The sequence below is a fragment of the Paracoccus sp. SSK6 genome, assembly GCF_039770665.1.
Classification (GTDB): domain Bacteria; phylum Pseudomonadota; class Alphaproteobacteria; order Rhodobacterales; family Rhodobacteraceae; genus Paracoccus.
Window position 1 is genome coordinate 1 of sequence record NZ_JBDPNJ010000001.1, and the last position, 17,824, is coordinate 17,824.

Here is a 17,824-nt window from a genome sequence, read left to right on the forward strand (position 1 = left end):
CTGATGATGGTGGAAGCCTTGGCGCGGCACAGGGGTTTGGCCTTGGCCTGATTCGCGGTCTACGCCGTTCACGACAGGGGGACAAGCTTCGTCTTTGCAGTCGCCGGATCGGCATGGTTCGGCCATGCCGGTCTTGACGGGCAGGCCCGCAGGCGAAACAACGACGCGACTCGCGGCGTTGATCAAAAGGAAAGCCGATGAAATTCCGATTTCCCATTGTCATCATCGACGAGGATTTCCGGTCCGAGAACACCTCGGGCCTGGGCATCCGCGCCCTGGCCGAGGCCATCGAGGCCGAGGGCTTCGAGGTTCTGGGCGCTACCAGCTATGGCGACCTGTCGCAATTCGCCCAGCAGCAAAGCCGCGCCTCCGCCTTCGTGCTCTCCATCGACGACGAGGAATTCAGCCACGGCCCCGACCTTGATCCCGCCGTCGTGGACCTGCGCAACTTCATCGAGGAGGTGCGCTGGAAGAACGCCGACGTGCCGATCTTCCTGCATGGCGAAACCAAGACCAGCCGCCACCTGCCCAACGACATCCTGCGCGAACTCCACGGCTTCATCCACATGTTCGAGGATACGCCGGAATTCGTGGCCAAGCACATCATCCGCGAGGCGAAGTCCTATCTTGAAGGCATCCAGCCCCCGTTCTTCAAGGCGCTGCTGGATTATGCCGAGGACGGATCCTATTCTTGGCACTGCCCCGGCCATTCGGGCGGCGTGGCCTTCCTGAAATCGCCCATCGGCCAGATGTATCACCAGTTCTATGGCGAGAACATGCTGCGGGCCGATGTCTGCAACGCGGTCGAGGAGCTGGGCCAGCTTCTGGACCACAACGGCGCCATCGGCGCGTCCGAACGCAATGCCGCGCGGATCTTCAACGCCGATCACTGCTTTTTCGTGACCAATGGCACCAGCACCTCGAACAAGATGGTCTGGCACCACGCGGTCGCGCCCGGCGACGTGGTGGTCGTGGACCGCAACTGCCACAAGTCGATCCTGCACGCGATCATCATGACCGGCGCGATCCCGGTCTTCCTGCGGCCCACGCGCAACCACTGGGGCATCATCGGCCCCATCGCGCATGCCGAGTTCGAGCCCGAATCGATCCGCGCCAAGATCCGCGCGAACCCGCTGCTGCAGGGCGTCGATGCCGATGCGGTCAGGCCGCGCATGATGACGCTGACCCAGTCCACCTATGACGGCGTCCTCTACAACACCGAGGAAATCAAGCGGATGCTGGATGGCTATGTCGAGAACCTGCATTTCGACGAGGCCTGGATCCCCCATGCGGCCTTCCACCCCTTCTACGGCACCTATCACGCGATGGGCCGCAAGCGCGACCGCACCAAGCACGCCGTCACCTATGCCACCCAGTCGATCCACAAGCTGCTGGCGGGGATTTCGCAGGCCAGCCACGTCCTGGTCCAGGATTCCGAGGAAACGAAGCTGGACCGGCACCTGTTCAACGAATCCTACCTGATGCACACCTCGACCAGTCCGCAATATTCGATCATCGCCAGCTGCGACGTGGCCGCCGCGATGATGGAGCCGCCGGGCGGCACGGCCCTGGTCGAGGAATCGATCCTGGAGGCCCTGGATTTCCGCCGCGCCATGCGCAAGGTCGATGCCGAATTCGGCGAGAACGACTGGTGGTTCCAGGTCTGGGGCCCCGACGCGCTGGAGGAGGAGGGCATCGGCCGCACCAAGGACTGGGTGCTGCGCCGCACTGACAGCGAAGGCGTGCAGCGCGACGGAGAGGACAGCTGGCACGGCTTTGGCGACATGGCGCCGGGCTTCAACATGCTGGACCCGATCAAGGCCACCATCATCACCCCCGGCCTGGACATCGAGGGGCGGTTCGACACGACCGGCATCCCGGCATCGATCGTGTCGAAATACCTGGCCGAACATGGCGTGGTGGTGGAAAAGACCGGGCTTTACAGCTTTTTCATCCTGTTCACCATCGGCATCACCAAGGGCCGCTGGAACACGCTTGTCGCGGCCTTGCAGCAGTTCAAGGACGATTACGACCGCAACCAGCCCTTGTGGCGCGTGATGCCGGAATTCTGCGCCAAGCATCCGCGATACGAACATATGGGGCTGCGCGATCTGTCCCAACACGTCCATGCGCTGTATGCGAAATACGATGTCGCGCGCCTTTCGACCGAGATCTACCTGACCGACCATCACCCGGCGATGACGCCGACCGAGGCCTTTTCCCATATCGCGCGCCGCAAGACCGAACGCGTGCCCATCGACGATCTGGAAGGCCGGATCACCACCAGCCTGGTCACCCCCTATCCTCCGGGGATCCCGCTGCTGATTCCGGGCGAAACCTTCAACGCCAAGATCGTGGACTATCTGCGCTTCAACCGCGAATTCGCGCGCGAATGTCCGGGCTTCGAGACCGACATCCACGGGCTGGTGCTGGAAGCGGGGCCGGATGGCGTGGTCCATCACTATGCCGATTGCGTGGCCTCCTGACCCCAGGCGTCGGCTTGCGGCAGCATCCCGGTTCCTGTTAAGCATCCTGCAAAAACAGGCAGGGGCAGGACGATGACGGGGATCTCACGGGTTTGGGCCGGGCTGTCGCTTGCGTCGTTGCTGGGGCTGGCGGGCTGCGGCTTCGGGCATCGCATGTCCGAACAGGAATGCATGGAGCGGGCGATGTATTTCGAATCGAACCGCTCCAGCCGCGACGGCATGGTCGCGGTGGGCAGCGTGGTGATGAACCGCGTGCAATCGGGCCAGTATCCCCGGTCGGTCTGCGGCGTCGTCGGGCAGAAGAACCAGTTCGCGCCGGGCATCATGAAGCGCAAGATGAACCTGAAGACCGCGCCCAAGGTGCGCGAGGCCGCCCGGTCGGTCCTGCGCGGCGAACGCCATCCGCTGGTCGGCAACGCGATGTTCTTCCATACGGCGGGACACAGGTTTCCCTATGACAACATGCATTACGTGCTGGTGACGGGCGGCAATGCCTTCTACGAAAAGCGCCGGAACTATCTGGTGACGCGCCCGGTCCCGCCGCAGCCCATCGAAGGCATCACCGGCCGCTAGCCCGCGTCCCGCCGCGAGCCGTCGGGGTTCAGGTGGGGTTCAGGTCCACCCCTTCCCCGCCTTCGGCCAGTGAACTGCTGTTCGCCGGGGCCCATGGGCTTGAGGATCCCCTGCCTCCCGGCGGCCGTGACCGTCAGCCGGTTGCCGCTGTATTCGGTGGCCGGGTCCAGCACCGCGACCGCCCGGCTGCCCTACAGGTCGATCCCTTCTTGCTGGCGGCATGGCCCGAGGAAATGCTGGCCCGCCGCCCCGAAGGAAAGACAGGCTGGACCTGGGCGATGGCCTCGTTTCGCCAAAGCGGCCATCAGGGCTTGGGGGGAAAGGCCTTATGCCTTATCCCAGCAGATCGGTGGCCGGATTGTCGGCGATCTCGACATCCGCGTAATAACGCTGCGCCTGCGCAGGGCTTCGATGCAGCGACAGGGCCATGGCGGCGGGCAGGGGCGCGCCGTCCAGGGCGGCCTGCGTCAGGAAGCCCGACCGCAGCCCGTGGGCACTGGCGAAATCCGGGGGATAGCCCGCCAGCACCAGCCGATGGCGCACGACCTCTCGGATCCCTTCGGGGCCAAGGCGGCGCTTCAGCACCCGGTCGGACAGGCTGATCGGGCGGAACAGCGGGCCGCCGTGGATGCCCGCCACGGTGATCCAGGCCATGACCGCGCGGGCCGGGCGGCCCTTCAGCGGCAGGCGGGGGGCCAGGTCGGGGCCGGTGGTCTTGGTCGCAAGCAGCCGGATGCGCAGCAGGCCCTGACCCTCGAAGTCCCGCGCGTCCACGTCATCCCCGTTCAGGGCCGAAATCTCGGATCTCCGCCGCCCGCCCGAGGCCCAGCCCAGCATCAGCAGAGCCTTGTCCCGCAAGCCCCGGTGGCTGTGATCGCAGGTGGCCAGCATCGCCTCCAGCACCGGGCGGGTGATGGGGTTGCCGGACTTGCGCGCCCTCGGCCGCGCCGCCGCGCGCCGGGCGCGGGCGCGGGCCTGTGCGACAAGCGGCGATTCGAAAGGCGAATGGAGGTTCCGCATTCGGTGAAAGGCCCGCCAACTGGCGATGCGGCGGTCCAGGGTGGCGGGCGCGGGGCAGGCCAGCGACCGGCGCAGCCCCGCCGCGATCAGCGCCAGCGCCGTGTCCTGCGCGGCGCCGGGGGCATCGATCAGATCCTGCGAATGATCCAGAAGAAAGCGCAGCGCCACGGCTTCCGTCTCGGGCCAGGCAAGCGGCGATGCGAAGGCCGCCTGCTTCCAGGCGGCGATATAGGCCAGATCCCGTTCCCAGGCGCGCAGCGTGTTGGCGGGCGTGCCGCGCCGATAGAGTGCGGTCAGCGCCTCGGCCTGATCGGCGGACAGGGCGGGGGAAGCAAGGGGCAGATCCATGCGCGCAGAATGCGGCAGGCCAAGGGGCCAGTGCAAGCCTGCCACGGGATCGGGGCGCCGAAACGGTCTGGGTCAGCCGGTCGATGGCGGCCAGCGGCGCGGCGGCGGCCTCGGCCGGTTGCTGGATCTGCAACCCGGTCCTGGCGAATTTCCGCGACAGGCTGGTGGCCGCCGTGCCGGGATGAAAGGCCACGCAGATCGCCCGCGGATGGGTGGGGCGCAATTCGACCGATGCCGTGCGGACGATCCGGTTCAGTGCGGCTTTCGCGGCGCGATAGGAATACCAGCCCCCCAGCCGGTTGTCCCCGATGCTGCCGACCTGGCCGACGGCACGGCTGCGACCGACGGCCTGTCGCGGGGCAGAAGCGGCAGGACATGGCGCAGGATCAGCGCAGGGCCGATGGCATTAACGGCAAGGGACGCGGCCATCGCGGCGGGGTCCAAGGCCTGGAGGATCTTTTCCGGCTCGATCCCCGGTCCGTGCAGAAACCCGGTGGCGATGATGACCAGACCGGGCGTGCCCAGCCCCGCCACCCGCTGCGCGGCCTGGGCGATGCTGCCCTCATCCGTCAGATCCACCTAGAGGCGTGATAGGTGATCACCGCGCGGAACCGCCCCTGCGCCTGCAGCCGGTCCAGAAGCGCCCGCCCGCTGCGCCGACCACCACCGCCACGCCGTCCCGGCTCATCGCCGCCTCCGCATGGTTTTTTCCAATGCGCCATCCCGGACCATTGCCGTTTGCCGGAAAGACCATGGGGGCGTGGCTCTGGCCGCAACCAGGCTTGCGTCTGAGGCCGCGCCGGTGAACCGGAGCTTAGCCGCCCTGACCTGCGTGGTGGCGATAAAGCGGGTTGGACCGATCCAGATGCGCCCCCATCGCCGCCACCGCGCCATCCGCGTCGCGGGCGGCGATCAGGTCCACGATGTCGTCATGTTCCCGAAGCGTGATCTTTTCATTTCCCGACCAGTGCAGCAGCACGCCGTGATACTGGAACAGCCATCGCAGCATCGCCTGGCTGGTCGCCATCAGGATCGGATTGGCCGAGATCTGCGCGATGCGGGTGTGAAAGGCCATGTCGGCGGTGACGAAGGCCTCGGGGTCGCCGGTGCGGGCGCGCTGTTCGCCGACCAGTTCGCGCAGGTCGCGCACGTCCTGCGCGGTGGCGTTTTCGGCCGCCACGCGGACCAGGCCGGTTTCGAACATGCGGCGGGCCTGCTTCAGATGCTCCAGCTGCTCGGGTTCCGACGACAGCAGCATCCGCGCCACGTCATCGACGCGGGCCAGCACGCTGCCCGCCGTCAGTTCGTTCACGCGGCTGCGTTCGCCATGGCTGATGGTGATCAGGCCCATGGTGTGCATGTGCTGCAAGGCCTCGCGCACGGCGGGACGGCCGACGCCGAACCGCTCCATCAGGTCGCGTTCGGACGGCATGGGCGCGCCGGGGGGCAGCTCGCCGCTGGCCATCATCTCGCGCAGGCGGTCGAAGACCTGGTCGGACAGCTTGCGGCGGGTGATCCGGTCGGGGCTGGCATGGGGGTCGTGTTTCATGGCGTGGCCCTTGTCTGCGGTCTTTGGTCAGGACTTAGGCGAAGGCGGGCGGCTTTGCCAGCCGAAGGGCTCGGGATCGGCGGGCGTGAGGTTGGCGGTCAGGGTGGCATCGTCGAAGGCCAGTTCCGCCCGGCCCTTGGCCACCGTCGCGCGGCGCACCGGCTGGCCCGCCTGCGCGGCCAAGGCCCGCACCACCGCCGCCACGGGCCGCAGGCTGCCATCGTCGCGGACCAGCCCGCGCGGGTTGTAAAGCGCGGCAGGGGTCCAGACCGTCACGCCTGCGGGCGCAATTCTTGCGGCCAATCCCAAAGTCCAGGCTGCAGCAAAGGCGCCATCCTGGCGGGGATCGTCCTCGGCCATGCAGACCCGGTCGCGGTCCGGGTTGGGGATCGTGCGGCTGCCATAGGGGTTCTGGCGCATGGCGATGGTCGATGGGCCCAGCCGATAATCCCGGCCGCCGATGATCGCGCGGGCGGAGGCGAGGATATGCGGCACGGCCTCCAGCGTCTCCATCACCGACAGGTCGTCGGCGGCGTGGACAATGGGGCAGAGGCCGTGGGTCACGAAATCCCAGGCATCTGCGGGTGGGCGCTTGCGGTTCAGTTCGGGAAAGAAGCTCGCCATGCCCCCGCCCAGGGTGATGCCGGAAAAGGCTTTGCGGGCGGCGGCGTGGATTGCGTCCAGCGGCGGGCAGGGAGGCCACTCCGATCCCGGCGGCGTCGATTGCCGGTCCACCGAGGGACAGGTCATGATGGATGCGGGGCGGAACTCTGATGCCGCCAGATCGGCGGCATAGCTTGCGAATTCCGCATCCGGGTCGCTGTCGGGCGGGCAGGCGGCGATCAGTTCCAGGTCATAGGCGAGGTCTGGCAGAACCACCTGCAAGGCTGCGAAAGCTTGCAGTTCCGCCAGCCCGTGCCCTGCGGCGATGTCCAGATGGCACAGCACCCGCTGCGCGCCGATCCGGCGCAGGTCGTTGGGGTTGGCCGTGGCGCGGCGGGCGTCAGAGGCGGTCACCACAAGCGCGGTTTCGGGGAATGTCGCATTTGGAACCTGCGCGCGGATCGGCGCGACCGGCTCGGCAGCCGGGGCAGGGGTCCAGGTGATGCGCACCGCCTGCCGCAGTTCCTCGCCATCACGGATTGCATAGGGCCAGGGCAGCGCCAGCGGGCGGTTGTAGGTCTTGAAGGACGCATCGCCCCATTGGCGCTGGTCCTCCATCTCGAAGACATCGCCTTCCAGGCGGCATTCGATGCGGAGGTCGCCCGCCTGATGGATCAGGGACGTGATCTCCTTGAAGGGCTGCCAGGGTTCGATCAGCGCTGGGAAGCGCGCATCTTCGACACCATCGGGATGGCCGACCCGCACCGGGGCGCCGGCCACGCCTTCGATGGGATGCAGCACGGTGAAGCCCGCGCGGTTGGTTTCCACGGTGCCATGGATCACAGCCACGACCTCGGCAGTGAGGCTGTCGGGCGTCAGGGTCAGCACGACCTGCGCATCGAGACTGCCCGCGCCCATGTCATAGCGCGCGCGATAGGTGACGCGTCCGCCGTCCACCGTCAGGTCCGAGATCACGGGGTCCACCGTGCCCCAGTCCCGGTCGCGGACCAGGAAGGAGACAGCGCGGATCGCCTCGCTCCCGCCCACGCGCAGGTGGCGCAACTGCCCGGCTTCCAGCGTTGCCGTGGCCTCGCCCGCGCGCAACACCTGTCCTTGGCGCGGCGGCTTGTCGGTGCCGTAGAGCCGGGTCAGGTCCATTCCGGCGCCCGCATGTCGATGCGCGAACGGTCGGCGGCGGAGCGGTAAGCCGCCTCGACCAGGGCCAGCGTTTTCAGGTTATCGTGGCCCGAGGTTTCGGGCTGCATTCCGCTGCGCAGGCAATCCACGAAGTGCTGCTGAATAAGCTGCACGCTTTCCTGGATGTTGTGCCAGGGCCGTTCCGCCCAGGGCAGGACCGGCGGGGCCACGTCGCGGACCTGCTCTCCATCCGTCTGGATCACCAGCCGATAGCCTGCGTCCAGCCGCAGCGTGCCCCGGTCGCCGTCGATTTCCAGCAGCGTTTCCGGGAAGGTTTCGGGGATGCGGCGGGTCGCATAGGAGCAATCGACCACGCTGGTCACGCCGCTTTCATGCTCCAGCAGCATGGTCGCCACGTCCTCGCCCCGGATCGCGGGGTTGATCCGCCGCGTGGTGGCCGCCAGCGTCGCCACATCGCCGAACAGGGCGCGGGCCACGTCGAGGACATGGATGCCCAGATCCTGGATGATGAAGCGCGGATCGGTCGCCAGATAGGGCTGGCCCGAGAACACGTCATAGCCCGACCGGAAGCTGACGCGCCCGAAGAAGGGCTGACCTACGGCACCGCCCCGCACCGCCTCGATGGCGGCGCGGACCGCCGATTGCCAGCGGAAGTTCTCATGCACCATCAGGGTCTTTCCCGCCGCATCGACGGCACCCACCATGGCGCGGGCATCCTCCATCGTCTCGGCAAAGGGTTTCTGGCAGATGACATGGACGCCCGCCTGTGCCGCCAGTTCCACCAGCGGACGGTGAGAGGCGACGGTGGTGGCAATGTCCACGAAGTCCAGATCCTCGGCTGCCAGAATCTCGGCGGCGTCGGCATAGGGGCGGGCGCCAAAGCGCGTTGCCGTCTCATTGCGCCGCGCGGGATCGCGGTCGCAGACGGCGACGATCTCGACCCCTTCGATCCCGGTCCAGCCATGCATCTGGTTCTGCGCGAAGAACCCGCAGCCGATCAATGCACCCTTCATCCTACTTCCCCGCTTCCGCCTGCAGCGCCACGCGCGCCTGCAATTTCTGTTGCGCCTGATCGACCACCACGGCGGCGATGATGACAAGCCCCTTGATGACCGTCTGCCAGAAGGACGACACGCCCATCATCACCAGCCCGTCCGACAGCACGCCGATCACGAAGGCGCCGACGATGGTGCCGCCGATCCGCCCGCGCCCACCCGACATGGACGTGCCGCCAAGGACGGCCGCGGCAATCGCATTCAGCTCGAAGGCCTGACCCGTCGCGGGATGCGAGGCGACCAGTTGGGACGAGACGATCAGCCCCACCAGCGCCGCGCAAAGCCCGCTGAACATGTAGACGAAGAACTTGATGCGGTTGACCTTGACCCCCGATAGCGCCGCGCCGCGTTCGTTGCCGCCCACGGCATAGATGTACCGCCCCAGCGGCGTGCGGCGCGCGACATAGGCCGCGATCAGCGCTACCACGACCAGCATCCAGATCGAGATCGGCAGGCCCAGCACATTCCCCGCCCCGATCAGCCGGAACGTGTCGGATCCGTATTCGGGGTTGCCGTTCAGGTTCGGGAAGGTCCGGCCGTCGGAAAACAGCATCGCCGCGCCCCGGCAGACATAAAGCGTGCCAAGCGTAGCGATGAAGGGCGCGACGTTCAGTTTCGTGATCAGGAAGGCGTTGACCGCCCCGATCAGCACGCCCACCCCCATCACGATCAGGCAGATCTCGACCGTGTTGAACTGGATCGACCAGCCAAGGCCGGGGTCGATGCCGTAAAGCACCAGCCAGCCCGCGACCATGCCGCAGAGGCCGACGATCGATCCGACCGACAGGTCGATCCCGCCCGAGATGATCACGAAGGTCATGCCGATCGCCAGAAAGGCGTTCAGCGCGACGTGCTTCGACATAATCACCATGTTCGCCGTGGACAGGAAATTCGGCGCGGCAAAGGCGAAGAAGGCGAAGACCAGGATCAGAGCGATGAAGGTCCGGGCCTTCAGCAAAAGCAGCAGCAGGTTCGCGGAACCGGCCTGATGCGGCGCGTCTGTGGCGGCATGGGTCATGCGACATGCTCCTTGGATGGGGTGGGGACGTGCCCTTTGGCGGAGGCGGCGATGACAAGGGTCTCGGTCGCGTCCTTGCGGTCGAATTCGCCCGTGACGCGGCCGTTCGACATGACCACGATGCGGTCGGACAGCGCCATCAGCTCCTCCATGTCCGAGGTGACGAAGACGATGCCAAGCCCCTCGGCGGCCAGCTTGCGCATGGTGCGGAAGACCTCGGCCTTGGCGCCGATGTCGATGCCGCGAGAGGGCTCGTCCATCAGCAGCACCTTGGGTTTCGTCATCAGCGCCTTGCCGATGACCACCTTCTGCTGGTTCCCGCCCGACAGGCTGGAGACCGGATTTTCCATCGACGCGATCTTGACGGTCAGGCGCTTTACGAAATCGCGTACCGTGCCGCGCTCGGCGCCCAGGTTCATGTGAAAGCCGGTGGTGAATTCGCTCAATGACGACAGCGTCATGTTCTCGCGGATCGACAGGATCTGGACCAACCCGTCATTCTTGCGATCCTCGGGGATCAGGGCGATCCCCGACCGGATGCGGCCTGACACGGTGCGGGTTTTCAGTTGCTTGCCATCCACGAAGATGCGCCCGCCCGCATGGGGGTGGCGGCCGATCACGCATTCTAGGAACTCGCTGCGGCCCGCGCCCATCAACCCGTAGACGCCCAGGATCTCGCCCGCGCGCAGGGACATGCCGACGTGATCGACGGCCAGGCCGCCGCCGGGGCGGGGCAGGGTCACGTCCTCGGCCCGGAACACCTCGGGGCCATAGGGGTGGTCGATGTCCTTGGCAAAGTCCCTGGACGCCTCGCCGATCATGGCGCGGACGATCCAGTCCACATCGACGCCCTCCATCGACCGCGCGCCAGTGATCGTGCCGTCGCGCAGCACGGTGATGTAGTCGCCGATGCGGATCAGCTCCTCCAGCCGGTGCGAGATATAGACGATGCCGACGCCCTGCCGCTTGAGGTCGGCGATGACGCGGAACAGGATCTCGACCTCGGCGGCCGACAGCGCCGACGTGGGTTCGTCCAGGATCAGGATGCGCGCGTCTTGCGCCAGGCTTTTCGCGATCTCGACGATCTGCTGCTGGCCGACGCGCAGGTCGCCCACCAGGGCATCGGGGTCGATGTCGTGTTCCAGCCGCCGCATCAACCCGCGCGTGGCCTCGCGCTGCGCGGCCATGTCGATGTCGATGCGGCCGCGCGTGATCTCGCGGTTGATGAAGATGTTTTCCGCCACCGTCATGTTCGGGAACAGGTTCAGTTCCTGGAACACGATGCCGATGCCGTGGCGGCGGGCGTCGTCGGTGCCGCTGAAATGGACCTCGGCCCCGTCCATGAGGATCCGGCCCTCGGTCAGCTGCTCGACCCCGGCGATGACCTTCATCATGGTGGACTTGCCGGCGCCGTTTTCGCCGACCAGCACGTTGACCGCGCCCATGCGGAGGTCGAAATCGACCCCTTTCAGCGCGCGGGTGCCGGGATAGACCTTGGTGCCGCCCCGGATCTGCAACCCGATGTCATGCGTCATGGCGCGGCTTCCAGCAGGGTTGGCACGACCAGGACCGGATCGGTGGCGCTGCGGAGCGTCGTCGCGCCCTCGAAGCGGAAGGTCTTGCCGGTCAGGTCGCCCTCGGGCAGTTGGATCGCCCCATGCGCGCGGTCGTTCAGCGCACGGGCGAGCTTTGCGAATTCGATCTGGTCGCGATAGTCGGTAAAGACGATGAAATCCGCCGCATCGCGCAGCGCCGTGCCCTTGATGACCGGGCCAAGCTGGATGGTCACGTCGGCCTTTCCGTCGCCGGTCGCATCCAGCGTCAGGGTAGCCGCGCGGGATTCGCGATTGGCCTCGACCACGGTGCCCTGGCCCTTGACCAGGAAGTTCCAGGGGCTGCCCTCGGCCTGGGGGCGCACGCCATGGGCCTTGCCGGCGGCCTCCAACCCACCCTGCAGGGCAGTGGTCAGCATGGGCAGGTCGATGGCCTTCCCGCTGACATAGGGAACCAATTGGGCGGCATAGATCTCGCCCGCCTTGGCGGCCATCCGGTCCTCGTCGGACTGGGGGGCGCCTGCGTTTTCGCTGCCGGGTTCGGGATTGGGGACGATCTTGCAGGCGCCAAGCGCCGTCAGGGCCAGCGACAGGCCAAGGATCGCGGTCATCGCGCGCATCATGCGGGACTCCGGGGCAAGGGACAAGCGGCCCGGCGACCATGCGCCGGGCCGAAACGTGGTCACTCCGCCAGGGCGAAGGTTTCCAGCTTGTCGGCGTTCTCAGACGTGATCAGGATGCAGTCCATCAGCTGCTTTTCATCCACGCCGGTCGATCCGGTCTTGAGATACTTGTCGGCCTGTTCCACGGCCAGCTGCGCCTGGCGATAGGCCGGCTGCAGGACGGTGGCCTTGATCCCGCCCGCCTTGATGGAATCGCGCACGTCGTTCGACCCGTCGAAGCCCACCACGATCACGTCGGTCCGGCCCGCAGCCTCAAGCGCGGCCCAGGCGCCCATGGCCATGGTGTCGTTGCCCGAGATTACCCCCTTGATGTCCGGGTTGGCCTGAAGGATCGTCTCCATCACCGTATAGGCCTCGGTCTGCGACCAGTTGGCTGTCTGCTGGGCGACCATCTCCATGTCGGGATACTGGTCGATGATGTCGTGATAGCCGGACGACCGGATGCCTGCGTTGGTGTCCGCCTCGCGGCCCAGAAGCTCGGCATACTTGCCGGTCTCGCCCATCAGGCGGACGAATTCCTCGGCCCCCAACTGCGCGCCCTGGTAGTTGTTCGACACGATCTGGCTGACGGCGACGCCGGATTCCTTGATCTCGCGGTCGATCAAGAAGGACGGGATGCCTGCGTCCTTGGCGCTCTGGACGGCGGCAACGGTGGCATCGGCCCCGGCATTGTCCAGGATGATCGCCTTGGCGCCCTGGGCTGTGGCGGTGTTGAACAGCTCCAGCTGCTTGTTCGCGTCGTCGTCATGAACCATGACCACGGTGTCATAGCCCAGTTCCTTGGCCTTCGCCTCGGCGCCCACGGCCTCGGCCTTGAAGAAGGGGTTGTCGTGGCTGGGGGTGATGATCGCGATCAGCCCTTCGGCACTGGCGAAGGACGGCATGGTCACGGTCATGGCAAGGCCAAAGGCTGACATCATCAGCCGGCGGGTCAGTTTCATGTTTTTCCTCCCATAAGGTCAGCCGGACTGCTGCCGGTTCCTCTCTGACCGTTTCAAGCTGCGGGGGAATCGCCATCCTGTCAACAGGTATGACAAGATGACGATTACTTTTCCGTTCAGGTGATCCGCTCGATGCTGGCGGCGACCTCGTCCCATTCCAGCACCTTCTTCCAGTCGTCGCGCATCAGCATGGGGATGCCGAACTCGATGGCCTTGTTGCAGGCGTCCGAGAACTGGCCCTGCCGTTCCTCGAAGATCACCGCACCCAGGATGTTCATATGGCCCAGAAGGAAGTCGCGGGCACATTCCTTGCTAACGCCGCTTCGGGCCACGACCTCGTCCATGGCTTCGCGCATGATCGTCAGCAGCGAGGCGCAGACGGTTTCCGACAGGCCCGGCTCCAGCATGGCCATCTGCTTGACCGTCACTTCGTAGCTGCGGGCCACGGGGGCATAGATGGCGCGGGCGATGCGGTCGCCCAGTTCGTAATGCTCGCGGGGGCCCTGCATCAGCGCGTTGACCACGCCCTGTTTCGCGGCAACGCCACCGAAATGGTCCGCGCGGCCTTCCGGCGTATCCTCGTCGTTGAAGATCGGGGGGTGGCAGGGATGCGTGACGAAATAGGTGATGTCCGCGCGTTCGGGCAGGTGGCCCGCGAAGGGCGCGGCGGCGTCCAGGATGACGATCATCGTGCCTGCTGCCACCTGCGGCACCACGGATGCAGCGACCTTGCGGATCACGGTGTCCGGCACAGCCAGGATCACGACCTCGGCCCCGGAAAGCGCCGCATCGGCATCCACGGTGTCGAAGCCCAACTCCGTCTTCAGCCGCTCGCGTCCGGCATCGCTGACCTCGACATGGGCCACGTCGAAGTCGGTCTTGGCAAGGTTCGTGGACAGGCGCACGCCCATCTTGCCGCCAGCCCCGAACAGGGCAACTTTCGTCATCTTGTTATCCTCCTCAGCAGGAATCATCCTTGCCAAACTGGTATGATGAGATAATCAGAAACTTGGACTGTCAAGGGAGGATTCGATGGCGCCTTGGGTCACATGGCTGGGCGACGACTTCACCGGATCGGCTGCGGTGATGGAGGTGCTGCAATTCGCGGGCCTGCCCTCGGTCCTGTTCACCGACATTCCGACGCCCGATCTGGCGGCGCGGTTCGCGGGCTGCCGGGGGGTGGGGATCGCCACCACGGCGCGCAGCCATGATCCGGCCTGGATGGCCCGGAACCTGCCTGCGCTGTTCGGCTGGCTGGACGGGCTTGGCGCGCCGATCCTGCATTACAAGATCTGCTCGACCTTCGATTCCTCGCCCGACAGCGGCTCCATCGGCGCAGCGATCGAGATCGGCTTGCAGGTGCGCCCCGCCAAGGCCGTGCCGCTGCTGACCGCCGCGCCGCAGATGCGGCGGTATCAGGCATTCGGGCACCTGTTCGCGGGCACGCTGGACGGGGTGTTCCGTCTGGACCGCCATCCGGTCATGTCGCGCCATCCGGTCACGCCGATGGCCGAATCCGACCTGCTGCGCCATCTGGCGGCGCAGACGGACCTGCCCTCCGCTCTGATCGACCTGGAGGATTTGGGGGATCTGCAGGCGTTGCCAAAGGCGCTGGCATCAGGCGCGCGAATCCTGTCTCTCGACAGCATGGAGCCTGCCAGCGAAACCGCGGCAGGCCGGCTGATCTGGGAAAACCGCGCCGATCTGGGGTTCGTCGCGGGCAGCCAGGGCGTCGAATACGCGCTTGTCCGCCACTGGCAGGACAGCGGCGCGATCCCGCGCGCGGATGCGCCGGGCGGCTTGCTGCGTGCCGAGCGGATCGTGGCGGTGTCGGGTTCCGTCTCGCCCACCACGGCGCGGCAACTGGACTGGGCGGGGCGGAACGGCTTTGCCCTGCTGCCCTTCGACGCCCGCGCGGTCACCGGCAGCGATGCCGACATGGCGGAGGAGGAGCGGCGCCTGACCCAGGCGGCCATCGCCGCCGCCCAAGCGGGCCAAAGCCCGCTGGTCCATTCCGCATGCGGCGAAGGCCCGCAGGTCGATGCCTTCCGCGCGGCACTTGCCCGCAGCGGCATGGACCCCGCCACCGCCAACCGCCGCATCGGGGAAGCGCTTGGCCGCATCCTGGACGGAACGCTGCGCGCCTCAGGCGTCCGGCGCGCGGTGATCTCGGGCGGCGATACCTCGGGGCACGGGATGCGGCAGCTTGGGTTGTCGGCGCTTGTCGCAAAGGCGCCGACCATTCCCGGCGCGGCCTTGTGCCAGGCTTTTGGAACCGGCCCGCATGATGGCTTGGAAATCGCCCTGAAAGGCGGGCAGATGGGATCCGAGGACTATTTCGGCTGGATCCGCGACGGCGGCGGGCCAAGGGGAACAGCAGCATGACCGACCATATCCGCGTCACCTATCGCATCGAGACACCGGGCAACGTCGAGGCCCTGGCGCAGAAGATCGCCGCCGACCAGTCCACCGGCACCTTTACCGAACTGCCGGGGGAAACCGAGGCACTGAAGGCCCGCTATGCCGCCCGCGTGGAACGAATCGACCCGCTGCCCGACGCGGAAACCCCAGGCTTTCCGTCCGACGCGCCCGGCCCCTTCCACCGCGCCGATGTGACCATTTCCTGGCCGCTGGAGGCCATCGGCACCGACATCGCCGCGCTGATGACCATCACCGTGGGGGGCGTCTATGCCATACGCGGGCTGACCGGCGTGCGCGTCATGGATTTCGACCTGCCGCCCGCCTTTGCCTGCCATCCCGGCCCGCAATTCGGCATCGCAGGCTCCCGCCGCCTGATGGGGGTTTCCGAAGGTCCGATGATCGCCTCGATCATTAAGCCCTCGCTCGGCCTCTCGCCCGAGGATACCGCGCAAGTCGTCCAGACCCTGTGCGAGGCGGGCGTCGATTTCATCAAGGACGACGAAAAGCTGATGTCGCCCGGCTATTCGCCGCTTGCCGCGCGGGTCGATGCGATCATGCCGGTGATCGAGCGCCATGCCGACCGGACGGGGAAAAAGGTGATGTATGCCTTTGGCATCTCCTCGGCCGACCCGGACCGGATGATGCGCGACCATGACCATGTCGCGGCCCGTGGCGGCAATGCGGCGGTGGTCAACATCAACTCGATCGGCCATGGCGGCATGGCCTTCCTGCGCAAGCGGTCGCAGCTTTGCCTGCATGCGCATCGCAACGGCTGGGACATCCTGACCCGCCACCCGGCCCTGGGGATGGAGTTCCGCGCCTGGCAGAAGATCTGGCGCCTGCTGGGCGTGGACCAGTTCCAGATCAACGGGATACGAGCGAAATATTGGGAGCCTGACGACAGCTTCGTGCGGTCCTTCCATGACGTGATGACGCCGATCTTCTCGGACGCGGACCGGCCCCTGCCGGTGGTCTGTTCGGGCCAATGGGGCGGGCAGGCGGTCGAAACCTATCGGCGCACCGGGCAGACGCTGGACCTGATGTATCTGGGCGGCGGCGGCATCCACGGCCATCCGAACGGGCCTGCGGCGGGCGTGCGCGCCATCCGCCGTGCCTGGGCCGCGGCGGCGGCGGGCGAGACGTTGCAGGACGCCGCGAAGACCGACCCGGATCTGGCGGCTTCGCTGGCCAGGTGGGGCTGAACCCTCAGGGCAGCAGCACGACCGACCCCTGGGTGCGGCGGTGTTCCATGTCGTCCTGCGCGCGGGCGGCGTCCGCCAGGGGATAGGTCGTCACCTGCGGGGGCGCCAGCGTCCCGTCCGCCATGGCCGCGAACAACCGCTGCGCGGCAGCCTGATATTCCGCGCGATCCGCTGTGTAATGCGCGATGGAAGGGCGGGTCACGAACAGCGACCCCTTGGCCCCCAGCGACGACACCGCCAGCGGCGGCACGGGCCCCGAGCTTTCGCCGAAACTGACCAGCGTGCCGCGCGGCGCCAGGCTGTCCAGCGAGGCGGCAAAGGTATCCGCCCCGACCGAGTCATAGGCCACCCGCACCCCCTTGCCTTCGGTGATCTGCCTGACGCGGGCGGCCACATCCTCGGTTTCCGTGACGATCACATGGGCGCAGCCGTTGCGCAGCGCGGCATGGACCTTGGCTTTGGACCCCACGGTGCCGATCACGACGGCGCCGATGGCCTTCAGCCATTGGCAGGCGATGGAGCCGACCCCGCCCGCCGCCGCATGGACCAGAACCCGGTCCCCTGGCTGGACAGCCACGCAGCGATGGATCAGGTATTCGGCGGTCAGCCCCTTGAAGATCATCGCCGCTGCAGTGGTGTCGTCGATCCTGTCCGGCACCTTGATCGCGCGGGCGGCGGGCAGGTTCCGGGCCTGGGCATAGGCGCCCGGCGGGCCGCCGACATAGGCCACGCGGTCCCCCGGCGCAAAGCCCGTCACCCCTTCGCCCACCGCCGTGACCCTGCCTGCGCCCTCGACCCCCAGGCCGCCGGGCAGGGACAGGGGCGCGGCGAAGACGCCCTTGCGGTGATAGATGTCGATGAAGTTCAGCCCGACGGCCGTGTGGCGCAACTGGATCTCGGCCGCGCCCGGCGGGGGCAGATCGACCGGGTGCAGCGACAGCACCTCCGGCGTGCCGAATGCGGAAAAACGGATGGCCTGGGTCTGCATCAGAGGCATCCTGCGTTGATTCTGCCCGATCTTTTGCCGGATCCGATCTCAAGTCCAGCCCGCATCCGGGCAGGAACCGCAAGGCATTAATAAAGATCAATGAAACCTTTGGCGGAATGGCCTGTTGTTCAAGGCTCTTCAATGCCGGATGGACCCCGATGCCTGGCTGGATCGTTGCGATTTCCGATTTTTGTTCGCAGGTTCCACCAGCCCTTCCCCAATCCCC

The 17,824-nt window shown here is 66.9% G+C and carries 16 protein-coding genes; 4 read left to right on the plus strand and 12 right to left on the minus strand.

Going from position 1 to position 17,824, the window contains the following annotated elements:
• The first annotated feature begins 197 nt into the window (after positions 1 to 197).
• Both AAIL68_RS00005 and AAIL68_RS00010 read left to right on the plus strand, forming a co-directional pair.
• Positions 198 to 2,486 carry an arginine/lysine/ornithine decarboxylase gene (locus AAIL68_RS00005; protein ID WP_347137435.1) on the plus strand — a complete coding sequence of 763 codons (2,289 nt, stop codon included), beginning with the start codon at positions 198 to 200 and terminating at the stop codon, positions 2,484 to 2,486.
• A 72-nt stretch (positions 2,487 to 2,558) separates the two neighbouring features.
• Positions 2,559 to 3,059, plus strand: a complete 501-nt coding sequence (locus tag AAIL68_RS00010; RefSeq protein WP_347137436.1) for a cell wall hydrolase — start codon at positions 2,559 to 2,561, stop codon at positions 3,057 to 3,059.
• A 333-nt stretch (positions 3,060 to 3,392) separates the two neighbouring features.
• Here AAIL68_RS00010 and AAIL68_RS00015 read toward each other — a convergent pair whose 3' ends face one another.
• From AAIL68_RS00015 to AAIL68_RS00065, 11 genes are all read right to left on the minus strand, one after another.
• On the minus strand, positions 3,393 to 4,427 hold the full coding sequence (locus AAIL68_RS00015; protein WP_347137437.1) for a tyrosine-type recombinase/integrase: 1,035 nt from the start codon (positions 4,425 to 4,427) through the stop codon (positions 3,393 to 3,395).
• A gap of 252 nt (positions 4,428 to 4,679) precedes the next feature.
• Positions 4,680 to 5,006, minus strand: coding sequence for a hypothetical protein (locus AAIL68_RS00020; protein ID WP_347137438.1), 327 nt, complete (start codon positions 5,004 to 5,006; stop codon positions 4,680 to 4,682).
• Positions 4,997 to 5,149 carry a hypothetical protein gene (locus tag AAIL68_RS00025; RefSeq protein ID WP_347137439.1) on the minus strand — a complete coding sequence of 51 codons (153 nt, stop codon included), beginning with the start codon at positions 5,147 to 5,149 and terminating at the stop codon, positions 4,997 to 4,999. The genes AAIL68_RS00020 and AAIL68_RS00025 overlap by 10 nt, the downstream gene beginning before the upstream one ends.
• Before the next feature lie 92 nt (positions 5,150 to 5,241).
• Complete coding sequence (locus AAIL68_RS00030; protein ID WP_347137440.1) at positions 5,242 to 5,976, minus strand: transcriptional regulator NanR; 735 nt, start codon at positions 5,974 to 5,976, stop codon at positions 5,242 to 5,244.
• A 27-nt stretch (positions 5,977 to 6,003) separates the two neighbouring features.
• Positions 6,004 to 7,737, minus strand: coding sequence for a hypothetical protein (locus AAIL68_RS00035; RefSeq protein ID WP_347137441.1), 1,734 nt, complete (start codon positions 7,735 to 7,737; stop codon positions 6,004 to 6,006).
• Positions 7,728 to 8,750 (minus strand): Gfo/Idh/MocA family oxidoreductase, encoded by a 1,023-nt coding sequence (locus AAIL68_RS00040; protein WP_347137442.1) that lies wholly within the window; start codon positions 8,748 to 8,750, stop codon positions 7,728 to 7,730. Before AAIL68_RS00040 ends, AAIL68_RS00035 begins: the two co-directional genes overlap by 10 nt.
• 1 nt (position 8,751) lies before the next feature.
• Positions 8,752 to 9,810, minus strand: a complete 1,059-nt coding sequence (locus tag AAIL68_RS00045) for an ABC transporter permease (RefSeq protein WP_347137443.1) — start codon at positions 9,808 to 9,810, stop codon at positions 8,752 to 8,754.
• Complete coding sequence (locus tag AAIL68_RS00050) at positions 9,807 to 11,345, minus strand: sugar ABC transporter ATP-binding protein (protein WP_347137444.1); 1,539 nt, start codon at positions 11,343 to 11,345, stop codon at positions 9,807 to 9,809. Before AAIL68_RS00050 ends, AAIL68_RS00045 begins: the two co-directional genes overlap by 4 nt.
• Positions 11,342 to 11,986: a DUF2291 domain-containing protein gene (locus tag AAIL68_RS00055; RefSeq protein ID WP_347137445.1), complete on the minus strand. Its 645-nt coding sequence runs from the start codon at positions 11,984 to 11,986 to the stop codon at positions 11,342 to 11,344. The genes AAIL68_RS00050 and AAIL68_RS00055 overlap by 4 nt, the downstream gene beginning before the upstream one ends.
• Before the next feature lie 59 nt (positions 11,987 to 12,045).
• Positions 12,046 to 12,987 (minus strand): D-ribose ABC transporter substrate-binding protein, encoded by a 942-nt coding sequence (locus AAIL68_RS00060; RefSeq protein ID WP_347137446.1) that lies wholly within the window; start codon positions 12,985 to 12,987, stop codon positions 12,046 to 12,048.
• A 116-nt stretch (positions 12,988 to 13,103) separates the two neighbouring features.
• Positions 13,104 to 13,934, minus strand: a complete 831-nt coding sequence (locus AAIL68_RS00065; protein ID WP_347137447.1) for a phosphogluconate dehydrogenase C-terminal domain-containing protein — start codon at positions 13,932 to 13,934, stop codon at positions 13,104 to 13,106.
• Positions 13,935 to 14,019: 85 nt separating this feature from the next.
• On the opposite strand from AAIL68_RS00065, the gene AAIL68_RS00070 reads away from it, so the two are divergent.
• Entirely contained in the window at positions 14,020 to 15,372 is a 1,353-nt protein-coding gene (locus AAIL68_RS00070; protein WP_347137448.1) for a four-carbon acid sugar kinase family protein, read from the plus strand.
• Positions 15,369 to 16,610 carry a 3-oxo-isoapionate-4-phosphate decarboxylase OiaX gene (gene oiaX, locus AAIL68_RS00075; RefSeq protein WP_347137449.1) on the plus strand — a complete coding sequence of 414 codons (1,242 nt, stop codon included), beginning with the start codon at positions 15,369 to 15,371 and terminating at the stop codon, positions 16,608 to 16,610. The genes AAIL68_RS00070 and oiaX overlap by 4 nt, the downstream gene beginning before the upstream one ends.
• 4 nt (positions 16,611 to 16,614) lie before the next feature.
• Here the strand turns inward: oiaX and AAIL68_RS00080 are convergent, their stop codons facing one another.
• Positions 16,615 to 17,598 (minus strand): quinone oxidoreductase, encoded by a 984-nt coding sequence (locus AAIL68_RS00080; RefSeq protein WP_347137450.1) that lies wholly within the window; start codon positions 17,596 to 17,598, stop codon positions 16,615 to 16,617.
• Between the last annotated feature and the right edge of the window lie 226 nt (positions 17,599 to 17,824).

Excerpts from the sequence above, each read along its gene's own strand:
- AAIL68_RS00045 (WP_347137443.1), bottom strand. The coding sequence starts at position 9,810 with ATGACCCATGCCGCCACAGACGCGCCGCATCAGGCCGGTTCCGCGAAC.
- AAIL68_RS00015 (WP_347137437.1), bottom strand. The coding sequence starts at position 4,427 with ATGGATCTGCCCCTTGCTTCCCCCGCCCTGTCCGCCGATCAGGCCGAG.
- AAIL68_RS00065 (WP_347137447.1), bottom strand. The coding sequence starts at position 13,934 with ATGACGAAAGTTGCCCTGTTCGGGGCTGGCGGCAAGATGGGCGTGCGC.
- AAIL68_RS00055 (WP_347137445.1), bottom strand. The coding sequence starts at position 11,986 with ATGATGCGCGCGATGACCGCGATCCTTGGCCTGTCGCTGGCCCTGACG.
- AAIL68_RS00070 (WP_347137448.1), top strand. The coding sequence starts at position 14,020 with ATGGCGCCTTGGGTCACATGGCTGGGCGACGACTTCACCGGATCGGCT.
- AAIL68_RS00050 (WP_347137444.1), bottom strand. The coding sequence starts at position 11,345 with ATGACGCATGACATCGGGTTGCAGATCCGGGGCGGCACCAAGGTCTAT.
- AAIL68_RS00080 (WP_347137450.1), bottom strand. The coding sequence starts at position 17,598 with ATGCAGACCCAGGCCATCCGTTTTTCCGCATTCGGCACGCCGGAGGTG.
- AAIL68_RS00040 (WP_347137442.1), bottom strand. The coding sequence starts at position 8,750 with ATGAAGGGTGCATTGATCGGCTGCGGGTTCTTCGCGCAGAACCAGATG.
- AAIL68_RS00005 (WP_347137435.1), top strand. The coding sequence starts at position 198 with ATGAAATTCCGATTTCCCATTGTCATCATCGACGAGGATTTCCGGTCC.
- AAIL68_RS00060 (WP_347137446.1), bottom strand. The coding sequence starts at position 12,987 with ATGAAACTGACCCGCCGGCTGATGATGTCAGCCTTTGGCCTTGCCATG.
- AAIL68_RS00010 (WP_347137436.1), top strand. The coding sequence starts at position 2,559 with ATGACGGGGATCTCACGGGTTTGGGCCGGGCTGTCGCTTGCGTCGTTG.
- AAIL68_RS00035 (WP_347137441.1), bottom strand. The coding sequence starts at position 7,737 with ATGGACCTGACCCGGCTCTACGGCACCGACAAGCCGCCGCGCCAAGGA.
- AAIL68_RS00025 (WP_347137439.1), bottom strand. The coding sequence starts at position 5,149 with ATGGCGCATTGGAAAAAACCATGCGGAGGCGGCGATGAGCCGGGACGG.
- oiaX (WP_347137449.1), top strand. The coding sequence starts at position 15,369 with ATGACCGACCATATCCGCGTCACCTATCGCATCGAGACACCGGGCAAC.
- AAIL68_RS00030 (WP_347137440.1), bottom strand. The coding sequence starts at position 5,976 with ATGAAACACGACCCCCATGCCAGCCCCGACCGGATCACCCGCCGCAAG.